The sequence below is a fragment of the Alcaligenes sp. WGS1538 genome, from assembly GCF_043187505.1.
GTDB lineage: Bacteria > Pseudomonadota > Gammaproteobacteria > Burkholderiales > Burkholderiaceae_B > Alcaligenes.
In genome coordinates this window covers 3,020,119-3,039,923 of sequence record NZ_CP171109.1, presented here as the reverse complement: position 1 = coordinate 3,039,923, position 19,805 = coordinate 3,020,119, and the positions used below count along the sequence as shown (strand labels likewise).

The following is a 19,805-nucleotide window of genomic DNA, read 5'->3' as shown; positions in this document are numbered from 1 at the left end:
TTTCGGCCAGAGGCAGCCCTTCAGTCCATTACATTTTTGCCAAAGTCCTGGCATGCATCTTGGCCCGTTCTTCCTTGCGCTCGCTGTAGCGGTCAACCAGATACGGAGCGATGTCGCGGGTCAGTAGTGTGAACTTCATCAGCTCTTCCATCACATCCACCACGCGGTCGTAGAAGGAGGACAGCTTCATGCGTCCGTCTTCCTCAAACTCTTGGTAAGCCTTAGCAACCGAGCTTTGATTGGGGATGGTAAGCAGGCGCATCCAGCGCCCCAGAATGCGCAGCTGGTTCACTGCATTGAAGGATTGTGAGCCTCCGCTGACCTGCATGACTGCCAGCGTCTTGCCCTGTGTAGGACGTACAGCCCCCTCGGACAGAGGTATCCAGTCAATCTGGGCCTTCATGATGCCGGTCATGGCCCCATGGCGTTCTGGCGACGTCCAGACCATGCCTTCACACCATCGCACTAATTCGCGCAACTCTTTCACCTTGGGGTGGTCGCTTGGCACTGTATCTGGCTGAGGCAAGCCTTTGGGATCATAGATGCGGACTTCAGCCCCCATGCCTTCCAGCAGCCTGGAAGCCTCTTGGGTCAGCAACTTGCTGTATGAGCGTTCACGCAGTGAGCCATACAGCATCAGGATGCGAGGTGCATGGCTGGAGGTAAGAGGAGCTTTCAGGGCCTGCTGAGTCGGAACGTGAAAGCTGGCTGGGTCGAGCTTGGAGGAAATGGATTCGGGATGCATCAGGATTCTTTATGTTGTGCTGCCGGCAATGAGCATTCATACCAGTGCTTGGTTTTGTTGACGACGGCGACCACGGCCAGCATGACGGGCACTTCAATCAGCACTCCGACGACGGTTGCCAGCGCTGCGCCGGAGTTCAGGCCAAACAGGCTGATGGCGGTTGCTACGGCCAGCTCGAAGAAGTTGCTGGCCCCAATCAGGGCAGAAGGCCCGGCAACGCAATGGGCCACGCCCAGCTTCTTGTTCAGCCAGTAGGCCAGCCCTGAATTGAGGACCACCTGAAGAAGGATGGGTACAGCCAATAAAGCAATCACCAAGGGCTGCTCCAGAATGGACTGGCCTTGGAAGGCAAACAGCAACACCAGTGTGACGAGCAGTGCCAGTATGGAAACAGGCCCCATGGAGGCTGTGATTCGATTGAACGTGTCCTCGCCTTTGCGCATCAGATACTTGCGCAGCATCTGGGCAATAGCCACTGGCACCAAGATATAAAGCACCACCGAAGTCAGCAACGTGTCCCATGGGACGGTGATGGAGGAAATACCCAGCAGCAAGGCTACGATGGGGGCAAAGGCCGCCAGCATGATGGCGTCATTCAAGGCTACTTGAGACAACGTGAAATACGGGTCGCCCTTGCAAAGCTGGCTCCAGACAAACACCATGGCCGTGCAAGGCGCAGCCGCCAGCAGAATCAGACCAGCCACATAGCTGTCCACCTGTCCGGGGTCGAGCCACTGCGCAAAGGCATGACGTAAAAACAGCCAAGCCAGCAACGCCATCGAAAACGGTTTGATAGCCCAGTTGATGAGCAAGGTCACTCCAATGCCTCGGGCGTGAGACTTGACCTGCGCTAAGGCAGAGAAGTCGATCTTGACCAGCATTGGAATGATCATCACCCAGATGAGCACGCCCACTGGAAGATTCACCTTTGCCATTTCCATAGAGGCCACGGCATGGGTCAATCCTGGCAACGCATACCCCAAGGCAATTCCTGCGCAGATGCACAGCAGCACCCAGAGTGTGAGATAACGCTCGAACAAGCCCATCACAGGTTTTGAAGCGGCAGCGATTTGCATCTTAGGATTCCCCGATGCGCTGCACCAGCGTCTGCAAGGTCTTGTTGTCCAGTTCGGCAAACGGCAGTTGCACCAGTTGCAGCATCCGGTAGGCGATAGCTTGACGCGTCAGCTCAAAGTGCTGGGACTGTTCCTGCTCGGGCGCTGCTGATGGGTCGGAGTAGCTCCAATGGACGCGCACGGGTGCGCCAGGCCACATGGGGCATGGTTGGGCCGCTGCACTGTCGCAAACGGTGATGACCACGCGCATTGCGGGGGCACCAGCCTCGGCAAACAAGTCCATGTTCTTGCTGGAGAGGCTGGAAGTGTCCACTCCGGCTGCTTTGAGCGCCGCAAGGGCTTGTGGGTGGACGCGGCCACTGGGGGCAGCTCCTGCGCTGAAGGCTTTGGCATCAATGCCCTGCTTCTTAGCCCAATGATTGAACATGGCTTCTGCAAGAACGCTACGGGCAGAGTTATGGGTGCAAAGCACCAGAACGTTGGCGGTCATGGTTAGCAGCCTTTGTGGCCCGTAGGGCAGCGGGTTGCTTCGCTTAGCTCACAGCCAGCACCTGCACAGCAGTTCTCAGTCAGGTAACCAAGGACACCATTCATTTGACCAAAGTCGGCGCGGTAGATGAGGTTGCGGCTTATGCGTTCCTGTGTCACCAAGCCGGCATTCACCAGCTCTTTGAGGTGAAAAGACAGCGCGGTGGACCCCACCTCCAATTGTTCGGCCAGCACAGAAGGCGTCAGACCTTCGGCCCCTGCAACAACCAGAGCACGAAAGACACGCAGCCGAACCTGATGAGCCAGCGCTGCCAGTGATTTGATGATTTGATCTTCATTCATAATTCAATTATAGATGAATTATTGAATGAATGCAGTTCGAAGGACTGGCTTGGGTCGGAAGCAGTTGCCCAGACTCGGAGTTTTCCGATGCTCACCATATAGAATGGTTCAGAAAGCTCAAAACTAAACGGCGGAAAGTATGGAGTGCGAAGCCCAAAGCTGGAGGCACATGGGAGAATCATGATCGACATTCACCTCAGGAATGGCTCGCACCTGAGGGACTCGACAGGTTGTCCCAAAGGCAATCCGAAGAACCCAATGAGTCTGGAGGAAATCGATCAGAAGTTCATTAAGTGCGTCAGACACACGCAGGATACGAACCTGAATGGAAACGCCGATGCACTTCTTTCCTTGCTGCATGGATTCCCTTCCGGCAGAGGCACCGTAAGCGACCTCATGTCGTTGCTCTAATGTTTGAGCCACAGCGGACCTAGATAATTCGAGGAGTCATTTCATGTCAGATGCTGGCTATAAAGTAGGTGAAACCACGTCGCAACTCGTTACGTTCGACGTTGATTCAGTGCGACGGTTTGCGACCCTCGCCGGAGATCACAATCCCTTGCATCACGACGACGCGTTTGCCAAATCAACCAGATTCGGCGGGATCATCGTCAGCGGCACGCATTATTCGGCGTTGATGATGGGCATGGTGGCAACTTTCTTGACAGAGCGCGGGGCGGGTCTTGGTCTGGAGTTCGAGTTTCAGTTTCGAAAAGCGGTCCTGGCAGGGCAGACTGTACGCATGGAATGGCGCATAGTCTCGGTCGAACCGAATCCAAAGCTCAAAGGCGACGTCATCGGCCTTGAAGGTTCATTGCTTGATGAGCATGGCGAGGTGTACGTTCTGGCTCGTTCGAAGAGCCTCAGCATACCGAATGATCTGCTTTGAACTCGGGCATTCTTATCTTTCAGTGGCATGTGGACCAGCAGCCAGGCGGAGCGTTAGCCACGGTTTTGCCCCTGGGCTGATCCTGCCTTGGCTTGAACTGCTCACGAGCAAAATGGCGGCAGCAGATGGGCATTAAGTTTATTGGAGTTGTGCCGTATACCCCAGTTAAGATCGTAGCCGTGCAGTTCGTGCAATGCCGCTTGGAGGAGTGCAGAATGCCTGAATTTCCAACGAAAGTTCTTGTCACCCATAAGCCCCCCCGACAACTGACGGGCTTTGTCGTCGTCCCCCTATTGACCCTTGCACCAAGCTTCTATACCGGACAGGCCGCCTTTGCCGGGGACTGTACCGGAAGCCCCATATCCGTTTGTTCCGGCGCCGCTTCTGGCGCCGACGTTCCCCAGGCCATCGATATGGCCAGCCCAATCTCTGTTACCACGCAGCCTGGATTCGGCTTGTCGGTAAATGTCGTAGAAAATGGTATCGACCTCAGGGGCGAGGGGGGAGTGTCGTTCGTCGATGACAACCAATCGAACATCAGCACGGCCGGCATGTTCGGCCTCTATGTCCGCAATGACACCAGCGGCGATCTCAATATCACTTCGACCGGCTCCATCACTGGAGAGAGCCTGATGGGCGAAGGCATCAGAGGCGACAACTATGGCGCAAACATGCTGATCACCGCCAATGACACTCAGGGGGAGGGCAATGGCATTGGCGCCAATGGATACGGCAGCGGTTCGGTTCGTGTCGTCTCGACCGGGACGGCCACGGGCCTTAACAACGCGGGCATCTACGCCAATTTGATCTCTGGCTCCGACCTGACGATCGAAGCGAACAACACGCAAGGCCGTGTCCATGGCATCGTCGCCATGACAGGGGCTGGCGCGTTGACCGTGACCTCAACGGGTCTGGCAACGGCCACCAATGGAGACGGCATTACGCTTTACAGCCAGGCGGGGGATATAACGCTCACCGCGGCGGACACCAATGGCGGCGACGGTAACGGTATTTACGTGCACAATGTGGGCACTGGCGCTGTCCGTATCTCTTCCATCGGGACGGCGACGGGGTCCAGGTCAGGGATCTGGGTTGCCAGCTCTGGCGCGGGTGACGCCTCGATCACTGCCAAGAACACGGATGGCGGCCTCTATGGAATCTTCTTCCGCGGCACTGACGCGGGCAATGTCAGCATCAACAGCACTGCCAGCTCGAGAGGCGCAGCCATGGACGGCATCTACGCCGAGACCGGCGGCCTGGGTTCGGCGCTGAACATCACTGTCAATGACGCCCAGGGCGGGCGCAACGGGGTGCATGCCGTAAACGGCTCAGGCACGGGGCCGGCCGGGAATACGACCGCCATCAAGGTGCTGGGTCACGTAGCCGGCGGTTCCGGCGCTGCGATCGCGACGAAGTCGAGCTCGGGAGATTTGAGCATCGTCGACCTGAGCCCGAATGCCACCACCGAGTCGGCCTCCGGAATCGCGATTTCCAACAATGGAGGCGACAGTCATGTCATCGTCCGTGAGGGCGCCGTCGTCAACGGCGCCATCGAGCTTGGAGCGGGCAGCGATACTGTGGACCTGCTTGCCGGTTTCTCCGGAATTACGGTGCTGGACGGCGGCGGTGGCGGTGTCGATACGCTCAATGTGTCGAATGCCGTCGGCGCGACCCGTGCCGGCAGCGACATTCGTAACTGGAGCGTCTTCAATCTCGGCAATAGTGATTTGACCTTGACGGACACCGGCCTGACGGTCGGGGCGTCCAGCGATGTGACGACCGGCGTGTTTCTGCGCAATGGCTCGACGCTCGCCCTTCAGCAGAATGGCTTCGTGCTGAACGGCAATCTGTCCTTGGACGCAGGCACGGCCATGCTCGCATCGACCCTTGGCGTTGGCGCCACGACGATCAGCGGTACCGTCACCAACGCGGGGACGATCACGCTGGGGAGCGGCGAGGCAGGCAGCGTCTTGACCATCGACGGCAACTATGTAGGCAAGGACGGCGTCATCGCCCTCAATACCGTCCTCGGCAACGATGCGTCGGTCACCGACAAGGTCGCCGTCAAAGGCGACACGGCCGGAGCCTCGGTGTTGAAGGTCAGCAATGCGGGCGGCGCGGGGGCAGCGACTACCGAAGGGATCGTACTCGTCTCCGTGGACGGTGCTTCGAACGGGGCCTTCTCCCTGTCCGGTGACTACCAATTCAATGGTAAACCGGCGGTCGTGGCGGGGGCCTATGCCTATCAGCTCCATAAGGGGAACGCTTCCGGCACTGAGACCAACAATTGGTATCTGCGCTCCGAGTTGACCGACGGCTCTGCAACCGCTCCGGACACTACGCCCGCTCCGAAACCGCTCTATCAGCCCGGCGTCTCTGCATATGAGGCCTATCCCCAGGCGCTGCTTACGCTGAACGGCGTGTCGACGCTGCAACAGCGAGTCGGCAATCGCTACTGGTCCGGCGCTGGCGGTGGGCAAGGTTCCGATGGAAGTGCACGCGCAGACGCGTCGCAGAAAGGCGGCTCCTATACCGACGGCACCGGCGCGTGGGGACGCGTGGAAGGCGGGAATCACCGCGTCGAACCGGGCACCTCGACCAGCGGTACCGATTTCACGCAGAATCGCACGAAGATGCAGGCGGGCTGGGACGCCTTGTTGTCCAGGCGCGAGACCGGTGCCCTGGTGGGCGGCGGGTACCTGCAGTACGTGCATGGCAATACGGTGACCCGCTCCGTCCATGGCGATGGCGACATCGCCACCGACGGCTATGGCCTGGGCGGCACCGTGACGTGGTATGGCAATGAGGGTCACTACGTCGATGGCCAGGCGCAGGTAATGTGGTTCACCTCGGATTTGAATTCACGTGCAGCGGGTCGCAGTCTCGTCAAGGGCAACGACGGCACCGGTTACACCTTGTCGGTCGAGAGCGGAAAACGCATTGCGCTTAGCCCTGAATGGTCGCTCACTCCGCAGGCGCAATTGGTCTATTCGGGCGTCCACTTCGATCGCTTTGATGATGCGTTCGGCGCGACGGTGCGCGCAAGCCGGGGGGCCAGCCTCCAGAGCCGACTGGGCGTTACGCTGGACCGCGAGACACGGGGCGGCGAGAACGGGATGAACCGCTCGCATGTCTACGGCATCGCCAACCTGTATTACGAGTTCCTCGACGGCAGCCAGGTGAACGTTGCGGGGACGACATTCAATTCGCGGCCCGATCGCCTGTGGGCAGGCGTCGGCGCGGGCGTGTCCTACAACTGGGGCAAGGACAAGTATTCGCTCTATGCCGAAGGAATGGTAAATACGAGCCTGGCCCAGGTAGGCAGCAACCGCTCGCTGTCGGGAAATATCGGTTTTCGGATGCGCTGGTGACGCGTTCCAGGAGCGGCCGGTACACGCCGGCCTCCAGCCCGCGGTTCGGCCGTAGACCGCTAACGGCCGCCCGCTTTAGGCCAGGAGCGGTCGCCCAGACCCGGAATTTTCCGATGCTCACCAGATAGAGTGGTTCATAAAGTTCAAAGCTGAACGGCGGAAAGTACGGAAAGTTCGAAACTGAGTGATCGGGACGTTCAAGACTTAAAGGTGAATTTTCCGTGAGGGGTTGATTTTCAAAGGGTGGCAGTTCAAGGCTCAGTGATGATCGACATCATTGTGTTTCGAACTTTTGTCACTCAGCTTTGGGCAGCGAATCCAAGGGGCTTGTTACTGCACCGCCGCCTACCTGAAGCACATGGGTGTAGATCTTGATGGTCGCCACGTCTGCGAGCCTCGCAATTCCTGCATGGCTCGGATGCCCTCGGGATTGAACGCATGTTTTATGTTGGCTGCATGGGGGGCAACGTGAGCTCTCTCGGCAAAAAGACAGTTCAGAAGCAGGGACGTTCTGATTGAACAGGCGCTGCCAATGTTCGCGCGAACGTAGATGGCTTTGTTCACGGTACTCTCCCTGGCAGACATTAGGCACATGCTCACCTGCACAGACCGAATACATATTGATACACAATCATACAGAACCTATACTATTGCCAAAGTATTCCCTTTCCGAGTCCCGGGCAAAAAGGCCAGTTTGATTAGCGGCGTGCCCCATCTTTAAAGGCGCAGGTGCGGGCCCGTTGGCGGTATCTGCTACATCCATACTGCCGTAGCCCGTTCGTTTGAGATGACGGATAGTTCGTGGCGAACTCGGTTACAGCTCCTGGTACGACGGCACTATGTGCCCACGACATTCCGCGCAATCGCCACCTGCCTTGCTATGAAACTCACAAAACTGTGCGCCGCGCTGGCGCTTGTCATCGCTCCGCTGTCTACTTACGCCCTGGAAGACAGATTTGTCGAAAATGCGTCGGGGCGCAGCGTTTTTGTTGCGCGGTTTTTCGAGGTCGGCGACGGCTCGTTCGACGGTGATAAAACGTCATTCTGGAGCTGGCAGGGTAATCAGGCTTACAAAGACCAGGTTGTTGATGGCCTGCGCTATTGGGCGGAGATTTTGCAGCCCCAGGGCAACAATCCCGCGACCATCGTGAATATTGGCACGGTAAATATGCCGGGCAATGCCTACGGGGGCTCGCCCGAAGCAAACGGCGGCCAAAGCGCATTAACGCAAATGCAGCAAAACATTTTCGGCCTCTCGCCTTCCACAGGGACGCTGCCCTTGGGCGGACATGGCTTTTTTGGCCTGGGCCAAGACGACTACGCGCTGAACCCCGCCTTAACGCAAACACCCCTTAGCGGTAAAGACAGCGTGCTCCTGACAACCATCCACGAAATTGCTCATGGACTGGGCATTTCAAGCAGCGTGGAAGACAGGGGCGGCTTAAATGATACACAGCCGTACTTCGAAAGCCAACTGAACAGCTGGACGCAGCTGCTCAGGGACGACAACGGCAACCCGGCACGCGCAGGCCAGAAAATTCTATGCAATGGCTGCGCCACCTCCTACGAGCCTGATGCCTTCGACTTGCGCCAGGATGAGGGTTTTCTAGTCGGTGCAAATATCGAGCAAGTCCTGGCCGGTGGTCTGCGTGGTGTGCCCGTAAAGATACTGGGTGAAGAAGGCGACATAGACGACAACTTCATGAGCCATATCGAACTTCGAAACAGCGTCATGAGTCACCAGAGCTACCGTAACTATTCAGGCTTCATGGAAGCTGAACTGGCTGTGCTGCAAGATATGGGCTACACCATTGACCGGGCAAACTTCTTCGGGCGCTCGATCTACGGCGGTGGCCTTGAGCTGGTAAATACACAAGGCTTTTTTGGGCGCAATGCCGCGGGTACACAGTATCTTCCAGGCCAGTACAACCAGTCCACGCTAGGTTTGGGCCTGCATATCTACGGCAGCAACAACCAGATCCGGCAAGCCGCTGACCTGCTGGCAGCGGGGTCAGGCGGTGCGGGTATACGGGTCGATGGCGAGAACAACACCCTTGTCATCGATCCAGGCGTAAAAATCTACGCGGATGGTTTGAACGGACAAGGCATTCAATTTGCCTACGGCCGTGGACACAAGCTGGTTCATCGCGGTGACATCCAGGCTACCGGCCCTCAAGGTGTAGGCCTGCGTTTTGATTTTGGCACCAATTCCCTGGGCAACCATACCGAGCGTCGTGGCTCCTATATACGCAGCATCGATGGCGTCAATCAAACCCTGCTCCCGGAACTGAACGGCCCAATAGTCCAACAAGCCGACATTAGCGGGCGGGTTGCGGGCCGAGAGGCGGCCATCCTGATTTCTGACAATGCCTATGTCGGGCGCATCAACCTGATGCAAGGCGCTCAGATAGAAGGCGATATTATTTCGCATTATGCGCAACGCGACGGCAATAACCAGCTGCGTCTGACCACTCTGTCGTTTGGCCAGGCTGCCGACAATATGGGCCGCAGCGTCGATCAGCCTGATGAAGCATTCCACCTGAGCTACGCCGGCAACATCACAGGCAAAGACAACCTGGCCCTGTCATTTGACGGCGGCACAACGCAGCTGAGCGGTACCTTGCAGGTCCACAGCGCCACCATCCACGAAGCCGCGACATTGGGCGGCAATGCCAGCTTCGATCTGGCCAGCGGTACGGCCTTGATTAACGCTGGCACCTTGGCGCCCGGCAACTCAATCGGGCGCATCAGCGTGAATGGCGACTTTCAACAAACAGCAACGGGCCGCCTGGCAGCCGAATTTGACGGCACAGGCGGGCACGATGTGCTTGCCGTCAGTGGTACTGCCGACCTGGCCGGCACGCTGAAACTGACGCCTTTGGCCGACTGGTATCAAAACTCTTGGTCGGTAGACACAGGCTCGGTTGTTGAAGCAGCCAGCTACAGCGGCAGCTTCGACGCCCCTCAGATCACCTCCGTATCGCCCACCTTGCAGTTTGACGCTGCCCCCTTGGGCAATGAACGCTACCGCCTGGCTGCCAGCCGAGCCGACAATGCCTACAGCCAGTATGGTCGCAACGCCAACCAGCGCGAGGCCGGGCGCGCCTTGTTCAACCTGGCATCCGTCGGGCCTGCACAAGCGCAGGCGCTGTTCCGGGGGCTTGATTTCTCGGCCGGCGACGGTTCACAGATACCTGACGCCCTGACCCAGGTTTCACCGGCCAACTACAGTGCAGCGATGGCCGCTTCCCTGATGCGCGAGCGCACGGTCATGCAAACGGCCCGTCAGGGCCTGGGCGGGAGCACGCAGCAGCCCGGCACCGACTGGCAGGGCTATGCCCTGGCGTTCGGCTCAGGCGCCGATCAGGACGCTGGTGGATCCATGGTTGGCTACGACGCCAATACCTATGGCCTGGTCATTGGAACCGGCCGCAGGCTGGCGTCGGCACCCGACTTTGCGGTTGGCGCCCACCTTGATATTTCAGACCAGTCGGTCAGGATGGATGCCCCTTACCCGGGCAAGAGCAAAGCCACCGCGTTCGGTATTGGTGCCCATCTTCAGTACCGTCCGGGCGCGAGGCACGGCTTTTTTGCTTCCAGCGGCCTGCGCCTGGGCCTTGAGCAGGCCGATATGCGCCGGCAGATTGCCATCGGTAATTACCAGGCGACGCACTCGTTTGACTGGACGGGTCACAGTGTGTCGATTGATGCGGGCACAGGCTACCTTTGGCGATTGAACTCGTCGTTTTCAGCGGGGCCATTTGCCAGCATGAACTATGCCTTGGTGTCACGGCCCTCGATCGACGAGTCGGGCAATGCGGCAACACGCCTTCACCTGGACAGCAAGCGCCTAGATGCTTTGCGGTCCAGCCTGGGCCTGGCGGCGTCATGGAATCGTTCACTGGGCGATGGCAGCACCTTGGCCATGCATTCCAACATCAGCTGGAATCACGAATGGCTGGATCGCGACCTGACCCAGGCGGCGCGTTTCGCGATTGCTCCCACGGATACGGCGTTTGATACCCGCAATAGAGTGTTGCCCCGCGACACGATGGGCCTGGGGGCGGGTCTTACATGGCATCGCAGCGAGCACCTGTCTATCGGTGCCGACCTAAGTTCACAGCTGGGGAGCGGGTACTCGTCGCTGCAGGGGCAGGTGAATCTGCGCTGGATGTTTTAAGGGGCAATGCTTGAGGTGATGCCAAAGGCCAGCTCGTGCATGACCGCCTTGGCGGGCAGCACGGCGCCGGCCGCGCGCAGCCGGTTCACGACCTCGGCGTCGCAGGGCGGCATTTTGTTCCGCAGCGCGCCGGTGCCGGATGTGGTGGGCCTGTCGCAGGTATTGATATTGTCCTTGAGCGCCAGCGGTATGCCGTCCAGCGGCAGCGCCCGGCCGAGCGAGCGGCGCCGGTCCGATTCGGTCGCCTGGCGGCGGAAGAGATCCGCGTCCAGATGGGACAGGCCGCCCAGCAATTTCATTTTTTGGATTGGGCCAGCAGCGCATCGGCCAGTTCCAGGGTGCTGAACCGGCCTTGCTCCAGGCCGGCCAGCAGTTCGGTAGCGGTCATCTGCGTCAATGTCATAAAGTCTCCTGTTGGCTGCATACGCAGCCTCATGTTGTTTCGTGGCCGGCTGATGCGCCCGCCTGCGAACCTGACGATAAAGGAAAAACGTCCTGGCGGGCATCCACGGAGATGGGGACGACGGACTCAGGCCCGGGGCCAGGCAACCTGATTGCGGCCGGCGTGCTTGGCCTGATAGAGCAGGGTGTCGGCCTGCTGGATGGCAGCGTCCAGGTCGCCGTCCGCCGTCAGCAGAGTCAGGCCGAAACTGGCGGTCAGGGCGTCGGGCAGGCCGGCGATGCGCAGGTCCATCAGGCAGGTGCGCAGCCGTTCGGCGGCCTGGCGCGCCGTCGGCAGGTCGGGGCAGCGCATCAGCAGCACGAACTCTTCCCCGCCGAAGCGGGCGACCAGGTCTTCCTGCCGGGCCTGGCGCGCCAGCAGGGCGCTGACTTCCTGCAGCGCCTGATCGCCGGCGGCGTGGCCCAAGGTGTCGTTGATGGTCTTGAAATGATCGATGTCGCAGATCAGCACGGCCCAGTCTTGTGCGCCTTCTTCTTGCATCCGCTTGCGAGCCTGCTCGAAAAAAGCGCGGCGGTTGAGCAGGCGGGTCAGCGGATCGCGGCTGCGTTCCTGGTCCAGGACCTGCACGATGGACAGGGCGGTGCTCGCCAGGATCACCAGGGCCAGCCAGATGCTGATGATCATGTTCGCGGCAAGCACCAGCAGCCAGAAGCCCGAACGGGTCAGCTCGACCTGCGGATCCTGGGGCATGAGGGCGGCCAGCACGAATATGCGGATCACGGCGTAGGCCAGCACGATCACGTAGGACACACGCAGCATCCTGGCCAGGGGTATGCGCGGACGGTGCCCGAACAGCACGGCGCGGGCCGGCAGGGCGACCAGCAGGGCGAGCCCGACGTTCAGGCAGTCCATGCGCATCCAGAGCTGGTCGTCGATATGCGAGAAATAGAACAGCAGCCCCAGCGTCGCTGCGATGACCAGGGCCGCGGCCCATGCGTTCATTCGGCCTCCGAAGCGCAGCGCCACGCCATGCGCCATGCTCCAGACCCCGCCCATGTACAGCGCCGACATCAATACGGACCAGCTCGCCAATTGCTGGTTGTTCATCAGGCTGTGCACGCTCAAGGGGACGGTCATGATCAGGTAGCCGGCGGCGATCCAGAGCAGGTAGCGGTGTTCGCGCAGGAGGTTCCAGCAGTAGATCATGGCCATGCCCAGCAGCGCCGAGCAGGCGGGGACGATCAAGACGAAGTACTGATCGGCGGTTGGATTCACTGTTTGGCCAAGGGCCGGAGAGCCGGCCGCTGTCGTTGGGGTGAACCAATTGTAACAAGAGTGTCTGGCGCAGCCGATGAATCAGGGCCAATTTTTTGGCGGGCGGCGTTCAGGGGCGCGTCTGGTGGCCTTGCAGAAAGGCGTTTACGGCGTCCTCGATGAAGCGGTTCAGCTCGCTGGGGCCGTAGCCCATGCCCAGCATGGCCAGGTGGACCGGGTTGAAGGTGATCATGTCATGGAAGAACAATGCGGCGCGCAAGGGATCGGTGGGTCGTATCCGGCCTTGCGTCTGCTGGCTTTGCAGGTAGCGGGCGATGATGCGGCGGGACTGCTGCGGGCCGCTTTCCAGCCACGTTCGCCCCATTTCGGGGAAACGCGCCGCCTCGGCGACGATCAGGCGCTGGAAAGCCAGGTGCTGTTCCTGCAGCAGAATGCTGAGCAGGGCGTGAGCCAGGATCTTCAGGCCCTGTTCGGGCGGCTGGTCGCGCAGATCGATCTGGTCCAGGTCGCGCAGGAATTGCGCGGACAGGGTCTGCACCACGGCCAGGAACAGCCCCTGCTTGCCGCCGAACTGCCGGTAGACATTGGTCTTGGAGCCGCCGACCTGCTTGACGATTTCGTCCACGCTCACGCCTGCATAGCCATCCTGCAGAAAGCGCACGCAGGCTTCGTCCAGGATCTGCTGCCGGCGGGCTGCGCCGCGATGGGTCAGGCGGCCCTTGCCGGGCGCGGGAGCGTTGCTGGAGGACGTGGCTGTGTCGGGCATGAGGGACGCGTGGGAGCAGTAAGAGGCCATTTCTGTCTGGGCGGTGGCCCTGAACCATATTATTTTTCATATGATACGGTGTCGTATTGAAAAATGAAGCCGTCGCGGATCTTTCCCCCGGGACGCTGTAGCGCAGCGTCCACAGGCGTGGACCCGAAACTAGGCCGTAGGTCGGGCGCGGGGGACAATGCTGGCTTGATTCTCTTCAACTGATGCTGGACAGGTATCCGAACAATGCAGTGGCTCGTCAATGTGATCGAACAGCATGGCTTGGGGCTGGTGTTTCTCAATGTGCTGATCGAACAGCTGGGGGCGCCCATCCCCGCTTACCCGACCCTGGTCGTGACCAGTGCGCTGGCCCAGGGCGGGCGGTTTTCCCTGCCCGGCCTGCTGGCCCTGGCCGTGCTGGGCGCCCTGATCGCCGACATCCTCTGGTTCTATGCGGGGCGCCGCTATGGGCGGCGCGTCATGGCGACCATGTGCCGTATTTCCTTGTCTCCGGATTCCTGCGTGCGCCAGACCGAAGCCGTTTACCTGCGCTGGGGCGCGCGCTCCCTGCTGGTCGCCAAGTTCATCCCGGGTTTCGCCTCGGTCGCCAGCGCCATGGCGGGCGCCCTGGGCACCAGCATGCGCCGCTTCGTGTGGTTCGACATGCTGGGCGCGGCCATCTGGGCGGGGTCGGCCTTGCTGCTGGGCAGCCTGTTCAGCTCGGCCGTCGGCGAGCTGCTGGAGACCTTGGAGGCCCTGGGCCGCTGGGGCTTGTTGATCCTGGGCGTGGCCTTGGCCCTGTTCGTGGCGCGCAAGGCCTGGCAGCGCCATGTGTTCCTGAAGACCCTGAAACTGGCGCGCATCAGCGTGGATGAACTGTATGAGCTGATCCAGGCCGGCGCCCAGCCGCTGATTCTGGACGTGCGCAACGAGTTCTATCGTGCCGAGGGGCGCATTCCCGGCGCGGTCGCACTGGATGAAAAGGACCTGCAGGGTCCGGGATGCGTGGCGGCCGAACACGGTCACGAAGTCGTGGTCTACTGTTCCTGTCCCAACGACGCGTCGGCGGCGCGCGTGGCCCAACGCCTCAAATCCCTGGGCTACACCCGCGTGCGCCCGCTGTCCGGCGGCATAGACGCCTGGGTCCAGGCCGGGCATCCTCTGGAGGGGGCTGATGACTGAATGAGCTCCTGTGCAGTCCTGGCAGCCCAGAGGGATGGCAGGCGATCATGTCCAGCCAGCCACGAGCGCAGAGCCGGGTCAAGCCAATCGATGAGCTTTATCCCGATGGCATGTTGCTTGATCAACTCTGGCTGCATCCATAGTAAAGGTTCATGATGGAATACGCGATTCCGCAGCAGGCGCACCTGCCCCAAAGCATTGGAAATAGTGCGGCGTTGACGCAAAGGTTTGGGGCAGTGTGGGAATACCAGACGTAGATCCTTCCAGAGATGATGCTGATGCCGAGCATTGAAAAGAGAACACCAGAATCCCAGGTGCAGTTCTGCAAGAATTTTGTCAGGAGTTGGCGTCTCCTGCCGGTGGATGACTTTGGCGCGCGCCTTTCTGATTTCGGATAGTTGCCAGATGTATCCCCCATCATCGGCCCAGTGTCCCCACCAGTCTGCTCGACCATGGCTGTTTGCCAATTGGGCGTGCACGCCGTTTCGTAGTGCGATTTCAAGCGTGTTGAGCATGGGCAGCAAGGATTCGGCCAGCAATATGTTTTGAAGATAGTCGAAAGCGGCCAATTGAACATTGCCTTTGCGGGCAGCCTTGTAGCGGCTTAGCCTTGGGACTGAGAAGTGTCGTTCCAGCAGTGTCCATTCCATGTCTACGGCTTTCAAAAAAAGTCTGTCGTCGCTATACTGCTTCTGCTGCCCTAGATTGATTCCTCTCCCGGACATTGTGCCGGTGACGATGCTAGGTACGATATGGCCCTGACTTGTCAGGGCCATTTTTCTTTTCATTCTAGATAAAGCCTGCCCGTGTCAGTGGATAACTGAGAACAATCTGTCCAGCTTCAAAGAGTGTTTGATGTTTGACGACAAAAAAACGGCAGAGCATCACGCTCTGCCGTTTTCTTTTCCAGCTTGCCGGTCTTTAACGCGCCGTCTGCACCAGCACCAGTTCGGCTTCGTCCAGCGCGGTGATGGTCAGCTTGCGCTCGTCGCGGATGGCGGCGCCGTCGCGGGCCTCCAGCTCCACGCCGTTGACGCTGACCCGGCCTTTGGCGGGCACCAGATAAGCCAGGTGGCCTTCGGGCAGTTCCAGTTCGGCGCTCTGGCCCTGCTTCAGGGTTGCGCCCAGCACGCGGGCCTGGGTGCGGATGGGCAGGGCGTCGCCGTCCTGCTCGAAGCCGCTGGCCAGGGTGACGAACTGGCCGGCGCGGTCGCCTTTGGGGAAGGGCTTGGAGCCCCAGGAAGGCGATTCGCCGCGGCGGTCGGGCTGGATCCAGATCTGGAAGATGCGCGTGGTGACGGGCTCCAGGTTGTATTCGGCATGGCGGATGCCGGTGCCGGCGCTCATGACCTGCACATCGCCCGCCTCGGTGCGGCCCTTGTTGCCCAGGCTGTCCTGGTGGGTGATGGCGCCTTCGCGCACGTAGGTGATGATCTCCATGTCGGCGTGGCCATGGGGCGGAAAGCCCGTGCCGGCCGCGATGGTGTCGTCATTCCAGACGCGCAGCGCGCCCCATTCCATGCGTTGGGGGTCGTAGTAGTTGGCGAAGGAAAAGTGGTGCTTGGCGTCCAGCCAACCATGGTTGGCACCGCCCAGCTCGGCAAAAGGTCTGCGTTCGATCATGGTGATGTCCTTTGAAATTCACACGATGGGACCATCTTATGCCGCTCGCCTTATGAATGAAATAGAATGAATGGAATGTTATTTATTCCATATTTTTCATGAGCAATCTTCCTGATCTGGAAGCCTGGGCCATCTTCGCCACCGTGGCCGAAACGGGCTCCTTCGCCCAGGCGGCCCAGGCGCTGGGCCTGTCCCAGCCCACCGTGTCCAAGGCCATCGCCCGGCTGGAGAAGCAGCTGCAGGTGTCGCTGTTCCATCGCACCTCGCGGCGCCTGTCCCTGACGGCCACCGGCCAGGCCAGCCTGGAGCGCGCCCAGGACATCCTGGCGGCAGGACAGGCCGTGGAGGCTCTGGCCCGCGAACAAGTGGCGCAGCTGCAGGGGCGCATCAAGGTGGCCGCGCCCATGTCCTTCGGCATTTCTCATCTGGCTCCGGTGTTGCCGGTCTTCATGCAGGCGCACCCGGGCGTATTGCCGGACCTGCATTTCAACGATGCCCAGGTGGACATCGTCGAGCAGGGCTTCGACCTGGCCCTGCGCATTTCTTCGCTGGCCGATTCCAGCTTGCTGGCCCGCAGCCTGTGCGGCGTGCGGCTGCTGCTGGTGGCTTCCCCCGCTTACCTTGACCGGCAGGGCAGGCCGTCCCACCCGAGCGAGCTGGCCGGCCATCACAGCTTGCGCTATGCCTACGAGCGCCGCGGCAGTGTCTGGCATTTTCAGCGCGATGCGCAACGTTTTGCCCAGGATGTGCCCTGCGTGCTGCAGGTGAACAATGCCGAAGCCCTGATGCCGCCGCTGCTGGCCGGGCTGGGCCTGGCGGTGCAGCCCGAATTCCTGGTCTGGGAGCCATTGCGGCAAGGCCGGCTGGAGCAGGTCCTGCCGGACTGGCAGGTGCCGCCCATCGCGCTGCATATTGTCACGCCTCCGGGCCGCGCCCGCCCGGCCCGGGTGCAGGCCTTCATCGAGTTCCTGGTCAAGCAGTTCGAACGGGCGCCCTGGGCCAGCGCCGTGCCCGGGGAGGCAGTTTAACGGCTTGATACGCAAGTCACGCAATGTGCGTTTACCGCTAGCCCCGGATTGGATAGATTCTGCCCGGAAGGCAGGCGCAGCCTGCCCGCCAAACGGAGAAGCAAGATGGAATCCATCGGAGCGCAGTTGTGGGGCACGCTGGTGTCCGAGTTCGGCGACATTCCCAATGCGGGTGAAGTGTTGCGCATCATCCTGCGGCTCAGCCTGGCCATGCTGCTGGGCGCGCTGCTGGGGTGGGAGCGCGAACGCAGCGGCAAGGATGCAGGCCTGCGCACGCATATGCTGGTGGCGCTGGGCGCGGCCCTGTTCGTCCTGGTGCCCGCCCAGGGCGGCATGGAAATCCAGGATATGAGCCGCGTGCTTCAGGGCGTGATCCAGGGCATCGGCTTTCTGTGCGCCGGGGCGATCCTGAAATCCAGCGACGAGCAGCAGGTGCGCGGCCTGACGACGGCGGCGGGCATCTGGCTGACCGCCGCCATCGGCGTGGCCGCCGGCATGGGCCGCGAAGCGACCGCCGTGCTCAGCGCCGTGTTCGCCTGGCTCGTGCTGGCGGGCCTGGGGCGCTGGGAGCGCAAGCGGGAGCAAGCCAAAGGGTGAAGGTCGGCTGAAGAGCGGTTTCCACGTAGACTGACTTGTCCTTCACCTATTTTCAAGGAGATCGTCATGGAAAGCCGTCCCCCATTGCCGCCTTTCAGCCTGGAGACTGCAAAGCAGAAGGTGCGCGCCGCGGAAGACGCGTGGAACACCCGGGATCCGGTCCGGGTGGCGCAGGCCTACACACTGGACACGCGCTGGCGCAATCGCAGCGAATTTCCATGTGGACGCGAGCAGGTGCAGGCTTTCCTGGAGCGCAAATGGCAGAAGGAACTGGACTACCGCCTGATCAAGGAAATCTGGGCCTGGCACGGCAATCGCATCGCCGTGCGTTTCGCCTACGAATGGCACGATGCGCAAGGCCAATGGTGGCGCAGCTACGGCAACGAGAACTGGGAATTCGACGAACAGGGCTACATGGCGGTGCGCCATGCCAGCATCAACGACCTGGCCATCACCGAATCCGAGCGTAAATTCCACTGGCCGCTGGGACGCCGCCCGGACGACCATCCCGGCCTGACGGACCTGGGGCTGTAGACGCGGCCTGTCTGCGCGGCTCCGGCGCAAGGGCGCGCGCTGGTTTTCCTCGCTTCTGCGGTCCTCGCATGAGCCACATTCCCGCCACGCAGGTCGAGCGCCTGCTGCGGATGCGCTGATGGGACTGGCCCCTGGAGTGCCTTGAGCAAAACATGCCGGCCTTGTGCGGCGCCGATGTGGACGGACTGCGGGCGCTCTGGCGCCGATGGCGCGCTGAGGCGGGCGAAGGGGCGTAATATCGCAGCAGCCGCGCCGCCCCGGCTGGAAAGCCGGGACGGCCCCTTCGACAATGCAGGAGACGCATGGACAACTCGCCCCCCAAGAAAGAACGTTTCAAAGGTTTCAAGCCCGGCTCGCTGATGGCTTTGCGCTATTTCGAGCAGGCCGCCCAGCTGGAGAGCTTCAGCCTGGCCGCCAACCGCTTCAACCTGACCCACGGCGCCGTCAGCCGGGCCATACGCGGCCTGGAAGAGGAGCTGGGCCTGAGCCTGTTCGAGCGGCGCAACCGCCGCGTGTTCCTGACCCAGGCGGGGCGACGCCTGCAAAAAGCGGTGCAGCAGGGACTGGGCCTGATCGATCAGGCCGGCCGCGACATCATCCGCGACGAACAGGCGCTGCCCCTGGTGCTGTCTTGCGAGCCCACCTTGCTGATGCGCTGGCTGCTGCCGCGCTGGCCCGATTTCCAGCGCCGCTACCCCGGCGACCAGGTCCTGCTGGTGGCGGGCGGCGGCGCCTTCAGTTTCGCCAGCGGGATAGACCTGGCCTTGCGGCGCCAGGACTTCGAATGCCCGGACCACGCGCACATGAGCGATCTGTTCGCCGAGGAGATCGGCCTGGTCTGCAGTCCGGAGAAAGTGGACGTATATTTCGAGCGTCACGGCGGGCAGTTGCGCCTGCGCCCGGACGCGCCGCGCCTGGCCACCCAGAGCCGGCCGCACGCCTGGGACGACTGGTTCACCCTGACCGGACAGAAGGCCGGACCCGGCCCGCAGCAGGTCTTCGAGCATTTCTACTTCAGCCTGCAGGCGGCGGCGGCCGGGCACGGCGTGGCCATCGGCGCCCGCCACCTGGTCAACGACGATCTGCGCAATGGCCTGCTGGTGGCGCCGGCGGGCTTCATCGAGGACGGCTCGCGCTACAGCCTGCTGACGTCCCAGGAATTCCTGCCCGACAGTCGCGAGGCCCGGCTGCTGGACTGGCTGCGTGAACAGTTGCTGGAGCATCGGGACCGGTAGGCAAGCTTTCCTGCGCCTGATCAAGGACAGGCTGTCATGAAACTGGTGTAGTGTAGGGTTGTGTCCAGACCATCCTACCGGA

General features: G+C 61.1%; 17 protein-coding genes. 8 read left to right on the top strand and 9 right to left on the bottom strand.

Annotated features, from left to right (window positions below; all coding sequences use genetic code 11):
* Positions 1-28 precede the first annotated feature (28 nt).
* Genes arsH through ACF3ND_RS14130 form a run of 4 tightly spaced genes read right to left on the bottom strand, consistent with a single transcriptional unit; the run spans position 29 to position 2,652 of the window.
* The gene (gene arsH, locus ACF3ND_RS14145; RefSeq protein ID WP_394061491.1) at positions 29-745 is read right to left on the bottom strand and encodes an arsenical resistance protein ArsH; all 717 of its coding nucleotides are present in this window, start codon (positions 743-745) and stop codon (positions 29-31) included.
* Entirely contained in the window at positions 745-1,821 is a 1,077-nt protein-coding gene (arsB, locus tag ACF3ND_RS14140; RefSeq protein ID WP_394061489.1) for an ACR3 family arsenite efflux transporter, read from the bottom strand. Before arsB ends, arsH begins: the two co-directional genes overlap by 1 nt.
* 1 nt (position 1,822) lies before the next feature.
* Positions 1,823-2,311: an arsenate reductase ArsC gene (locus ACF3ND_RS14135; protein ID WP_394061487.1), complete on the bottom strand. Its 489-nt coding sequence runs from the start codon at positions 2,309-2,311 to the stop codon at positions 1,823-1,825.
* Between the two features lie 2 nt (positions 2,312-2,313).
* Complete coding sequence (locus tag ACF3ND_RS14130) at positions 2,314-2,652, bottom strand: ArsR/SmtB family transcription factor (protein ID WP_394061485.1); 339 nt, start codon at positions 2,650-2,652, stop codon at positions 2,314-2,316.
* A 454-nt stretch (positions 2,653-3,106) separates the two neighbouring features.
* Between ACF3ND_RS14130 and ACF3ND_RS14125 the strand changes: the two genes are divergently transcribed.
* From ACF3ND_RS14125 to ACF3ND_RS14115, 3 genes are all read left to right on the top strand, one after another.
* A complete protein-coding gene (locus ACF3ND_RS14125) occupies positions 3,107-3,541 on the top strand; it encodes a MaoC family dehydratase (protein WP_394061483.1) in 435 nt (144 codons plus the stop codon).
* Positions 3,542-3,756: 215 nt separating this feature from the next.
* On the top strand, positions 3,757-6,912 hold the full coding sequence (locus ACF3ND_RS14120) for an autotransporter outer membrane beta-barrel domain-containing protein (protein ID WP_394061481.1): 3,156 nt from the start codon (positions 3,757-3,759) through the stop codon (positions 6,910-6,912).
* 841 nt (positions 6,913-7,753) lie between these two features.
* Positions 7,754-11,092 carry an autotransporter domain-containing protein gene (locus ACF3ND_RS14115; RefSeq protein WP_394061479.1) on the top strand — a complete coding sequence of 1,113 codons (3,339 nt, stop codon included), beginning with the start codon at positions 7,754-7,756 and terminating at the stop codon, positions 11,090-11,092.
* Here ACF3ND_RS14115 and ACF3ND_RS14110 read toward each other — a convergent pair.
* From ACF3ND_RS14110 to ACF3ND_RS14100, 3 genes are all read right to left on the bottom strand, one after another.
* Positions 11,089-11,391, bottom strand: coding sequence for an amidase family protein (locus ACF3ND_RS14110; RefSeq protein WP_394061477.1), 303 nt, complete (start codon positions 11,389-11,391; stop codon positions 11,089-11,091). The genes ACF3ND_RS14115 and ACF3ND_RS14110 overlap by 4 nt on opposite strands.
* A 230-nt stretch (positions 11,392-11,621) precedes the next feature.
* Positions 11,622-12,770, bottom strand: coding sequence for a diguanylate cyclase domain-containing protein (locus ACF3ND_RS14105; protein WP_394061475.1), 1,149 nt, complete (start codon positions 12,768-12,770; stop codon positions 11,622-11,624).
* Between the two features lie 109 nt (positions 12,771-12,879).
* Positions 12,880-13,536 carry a TetR/AcrR family transcriptional regulator gene (locus tag ACF3ND_RS14100; protein ID WP_394061473.1) on the bottom strand — a complete coding sequence of 219 codons (657 nt, stop codon included), beginning with the start codon at positions 13,534-13,536 and terminating at the stop codon, positions 12,880-12,882.
* A 234-nt stretch (positions 13,537-13,770) separates the two neighbouring features.
* Between ACF3ND_RS14100 and ACF3ND_RS14095 the strand changes: the two genes are divergently transcribed.
* Positions 13,771-14,706 (top strand): rhodanese-like domain-containing protein, encoded by a 936-nt coding sequence (locus tag ACF3ND_RS14095; RefSeq protein WP_394061471.1) that lies wholly within the window; start codon positions 13,771-13,773, stop codon positions 14,704-14,706.
* Here ACF3ND_RS14095 and ACF3ND_RS14090 read toward each other — a convergent pair.
* Together ACF3ND_RS14090 and ACF3ND_RS14085 are read right to left on the bottom strand one after the other, a co-directional pair.
* Positions 14,625-15,482 (bottom strand): hypothetical protein, encoded by an 858-nt coding sequence (locus ACF3ND_RS14090; protein WP_394061469.1) that lies wholly within the window; start codon positions 15,480-15,482, stop codon positions 14,625-14,627. The two genes, ACF3ND_RS14095 and ACF3ND_RS14090, sit on opposite strands and share 82 nt — an antisense overlap.
* Before the next feature lie 145 nt (positions 15,483-15,627).
* Positions 15,628-16,329: a pirin family protein gene (locus ACF3ND_RS14085; RefSeq protein ID WP_394061467.1), complete on the bottom strand. Its 702-nt coding sequence runs from the start codon at positions 16,327-16,329 to the stop codon at positions 15,628-15,630.
* 98 nt (positions 16,330-16,427) lie between these two features.
* Between ACF3ND_RS14085 and ACF3ND_RS14080 the strand changes: the two genes are divergently transcribed.
* From ACF3ND_RS14080 to ACF3ND_RS14065, 4 genes are all read left to right on the top strand, one after another.
* Positions 16,428-17,357 (top strand): LysR family transcriptional regulator, encoded by a 930-nt coding sequence (locus tag ACF3ND_RS14080; protein WP_394061465.1) that lies wholly within the window; start codon positions 16,428-16,430, stop codon positions 17,355-17,357.
* A gap of 105 nt (positions 17,358-17,462) precedes the next feature.
* Positions 17,463-17,954, top strand: coding sequence for an MgtC/SapB family protein (locus ACF3ND_RS14075; RefSeq protein ID WP_394061463.1), 492 nt, complete (start codon positions 17,463-17,465; stop codon positions 17,952-17,954).
* Between the two features lie 66 nt (positions 17,955-18,020).
* A complete protein-coding gene (locus tag ACF3ND_RS14070) occupies positions 18,021-18,488 on the top strand; it encodes a DUF1348 family protein (RefSeq protein ID WP_394061461.1) in 468 nt (155 codons plus the stop codon).
* A 302-nt stretch (positions 18,489-18,790) separates the two neighbouring features.
* Positions 18,791-19,723, top strand: coding sequence for a LysR family transcriptional regulator (locus ACF3ND_RS14065; RefSeq protein WP_394061459.1), 933 nt, complete (start codon positions 18,791-18,793; stop codon positions 19,721-19,723).
* The last annotated feature ends 82 nt before the right edge of the window (positions 19,724-19,805 follow it).

Coding starts and splice junctions, on each gene's coding strand:
- ACF3ND_RS14080 (WP_394061465.1), top strand. CDS start 16,428: ATGAGCAATCTTCCTGATCTGGAAGCCTGGGCCATCTTCGCCACCGTG.
- ACF3ND_RS14125 (WP_394061483.1), top strand. CDS start 3,107: ATGTCAGATGCTGGCTATAAAGTAGGTGAAACCACGTCGCAACTCGTT.
- ACF3ND_RS14130 (WP_394061485.1), bottom strand. CDS start 2,652: ATGAATGAAGATCAAATCATCAAATCACTGGCAGCGCTGGCTCATCAG.
- ACF3ND_RS14095 (WP_394061471.1), top strand. CDS start 13,771: ATGCAGTGGCTCGTCAATGTGATCGAACAGCATGGCTTGGGGCTGGTG.
- ACF3ND_RS14100 (WP_394061473.1), bottom strand. CDS start 13,536: ATGCCCGACACAGCCACGTCCTCCAGCAACGCTCCCGCGCCCGGCAAG.
- ACF3ND_RS14090 (WP_394061469.1), bottom strand. CDS start 15,482: ATGGCCCTGACAAGTCAGGGCCATATCGTACCTAGCATCGTCACCGGC.
- ACF3ND_RS14065 (WP_394061459.1), top strand. CDS start 18,791: ATGGACAACTCGCCCCCCAAGAAAGAACGTTTCAAAGGTTTCAAGCCC.
- ACF3ND_RS14070 (WP_394061461.1), top strand. CDS start 18,021: ATGGAAAGCCGTCCCCCATTGCCGCCTTTCAGCCTGGAGACTGCAAAG.
- ACF3ND_RS14120 (WP_394061481.1), top strand. CDS start 3,757: ATGCCTGAATTTCCAACGAAAGTTCTTGTCACCCATAAGCCCCCCCGA.
- ACF3ND_RS14085 (WP_394061467.1), bottom strand. CDS start 16,329: ATGATCGAACGCAGACCTTTTGCCGAGCTGGGCGGTGCCAACCATGGT.
- arsB (WP_394061489.1), bottom strand. CDS start 1,821: ATGCAAATCGCTGCCGCTTCAAAACCTGTGATGGGCTTGTTCGAGCGT.
- ACF3ND_RS14135 (WP_394061487.1), bottom strand. CDS start 2,311: ATGACCGCCAACGTTCTGGTGCTTTGCACCCATAACTCTGCCCGTAGC.
- ACF3ND_RS14110 (WP_394061477.1), bottom strand. CDS start 11,391: ATGAAATTGCTGGGCGGCCTGTCCCATCTGGACGCGGATCTCTTCCGC.
- ACF3ND_RS14075 (WP_394061463.1), top strand. CDS start 17,463: ATGGAATCCATCGGAGCGCAGTTGTGGGGCACGCTGGTGTCCGAGTTC.
- arsH (WP_394061491.1), bottom strand. CDS start 745: ATGCATCCCGAATCCATTTCCTCCAAGCTCGACCCAGCCAGCTTTCAC.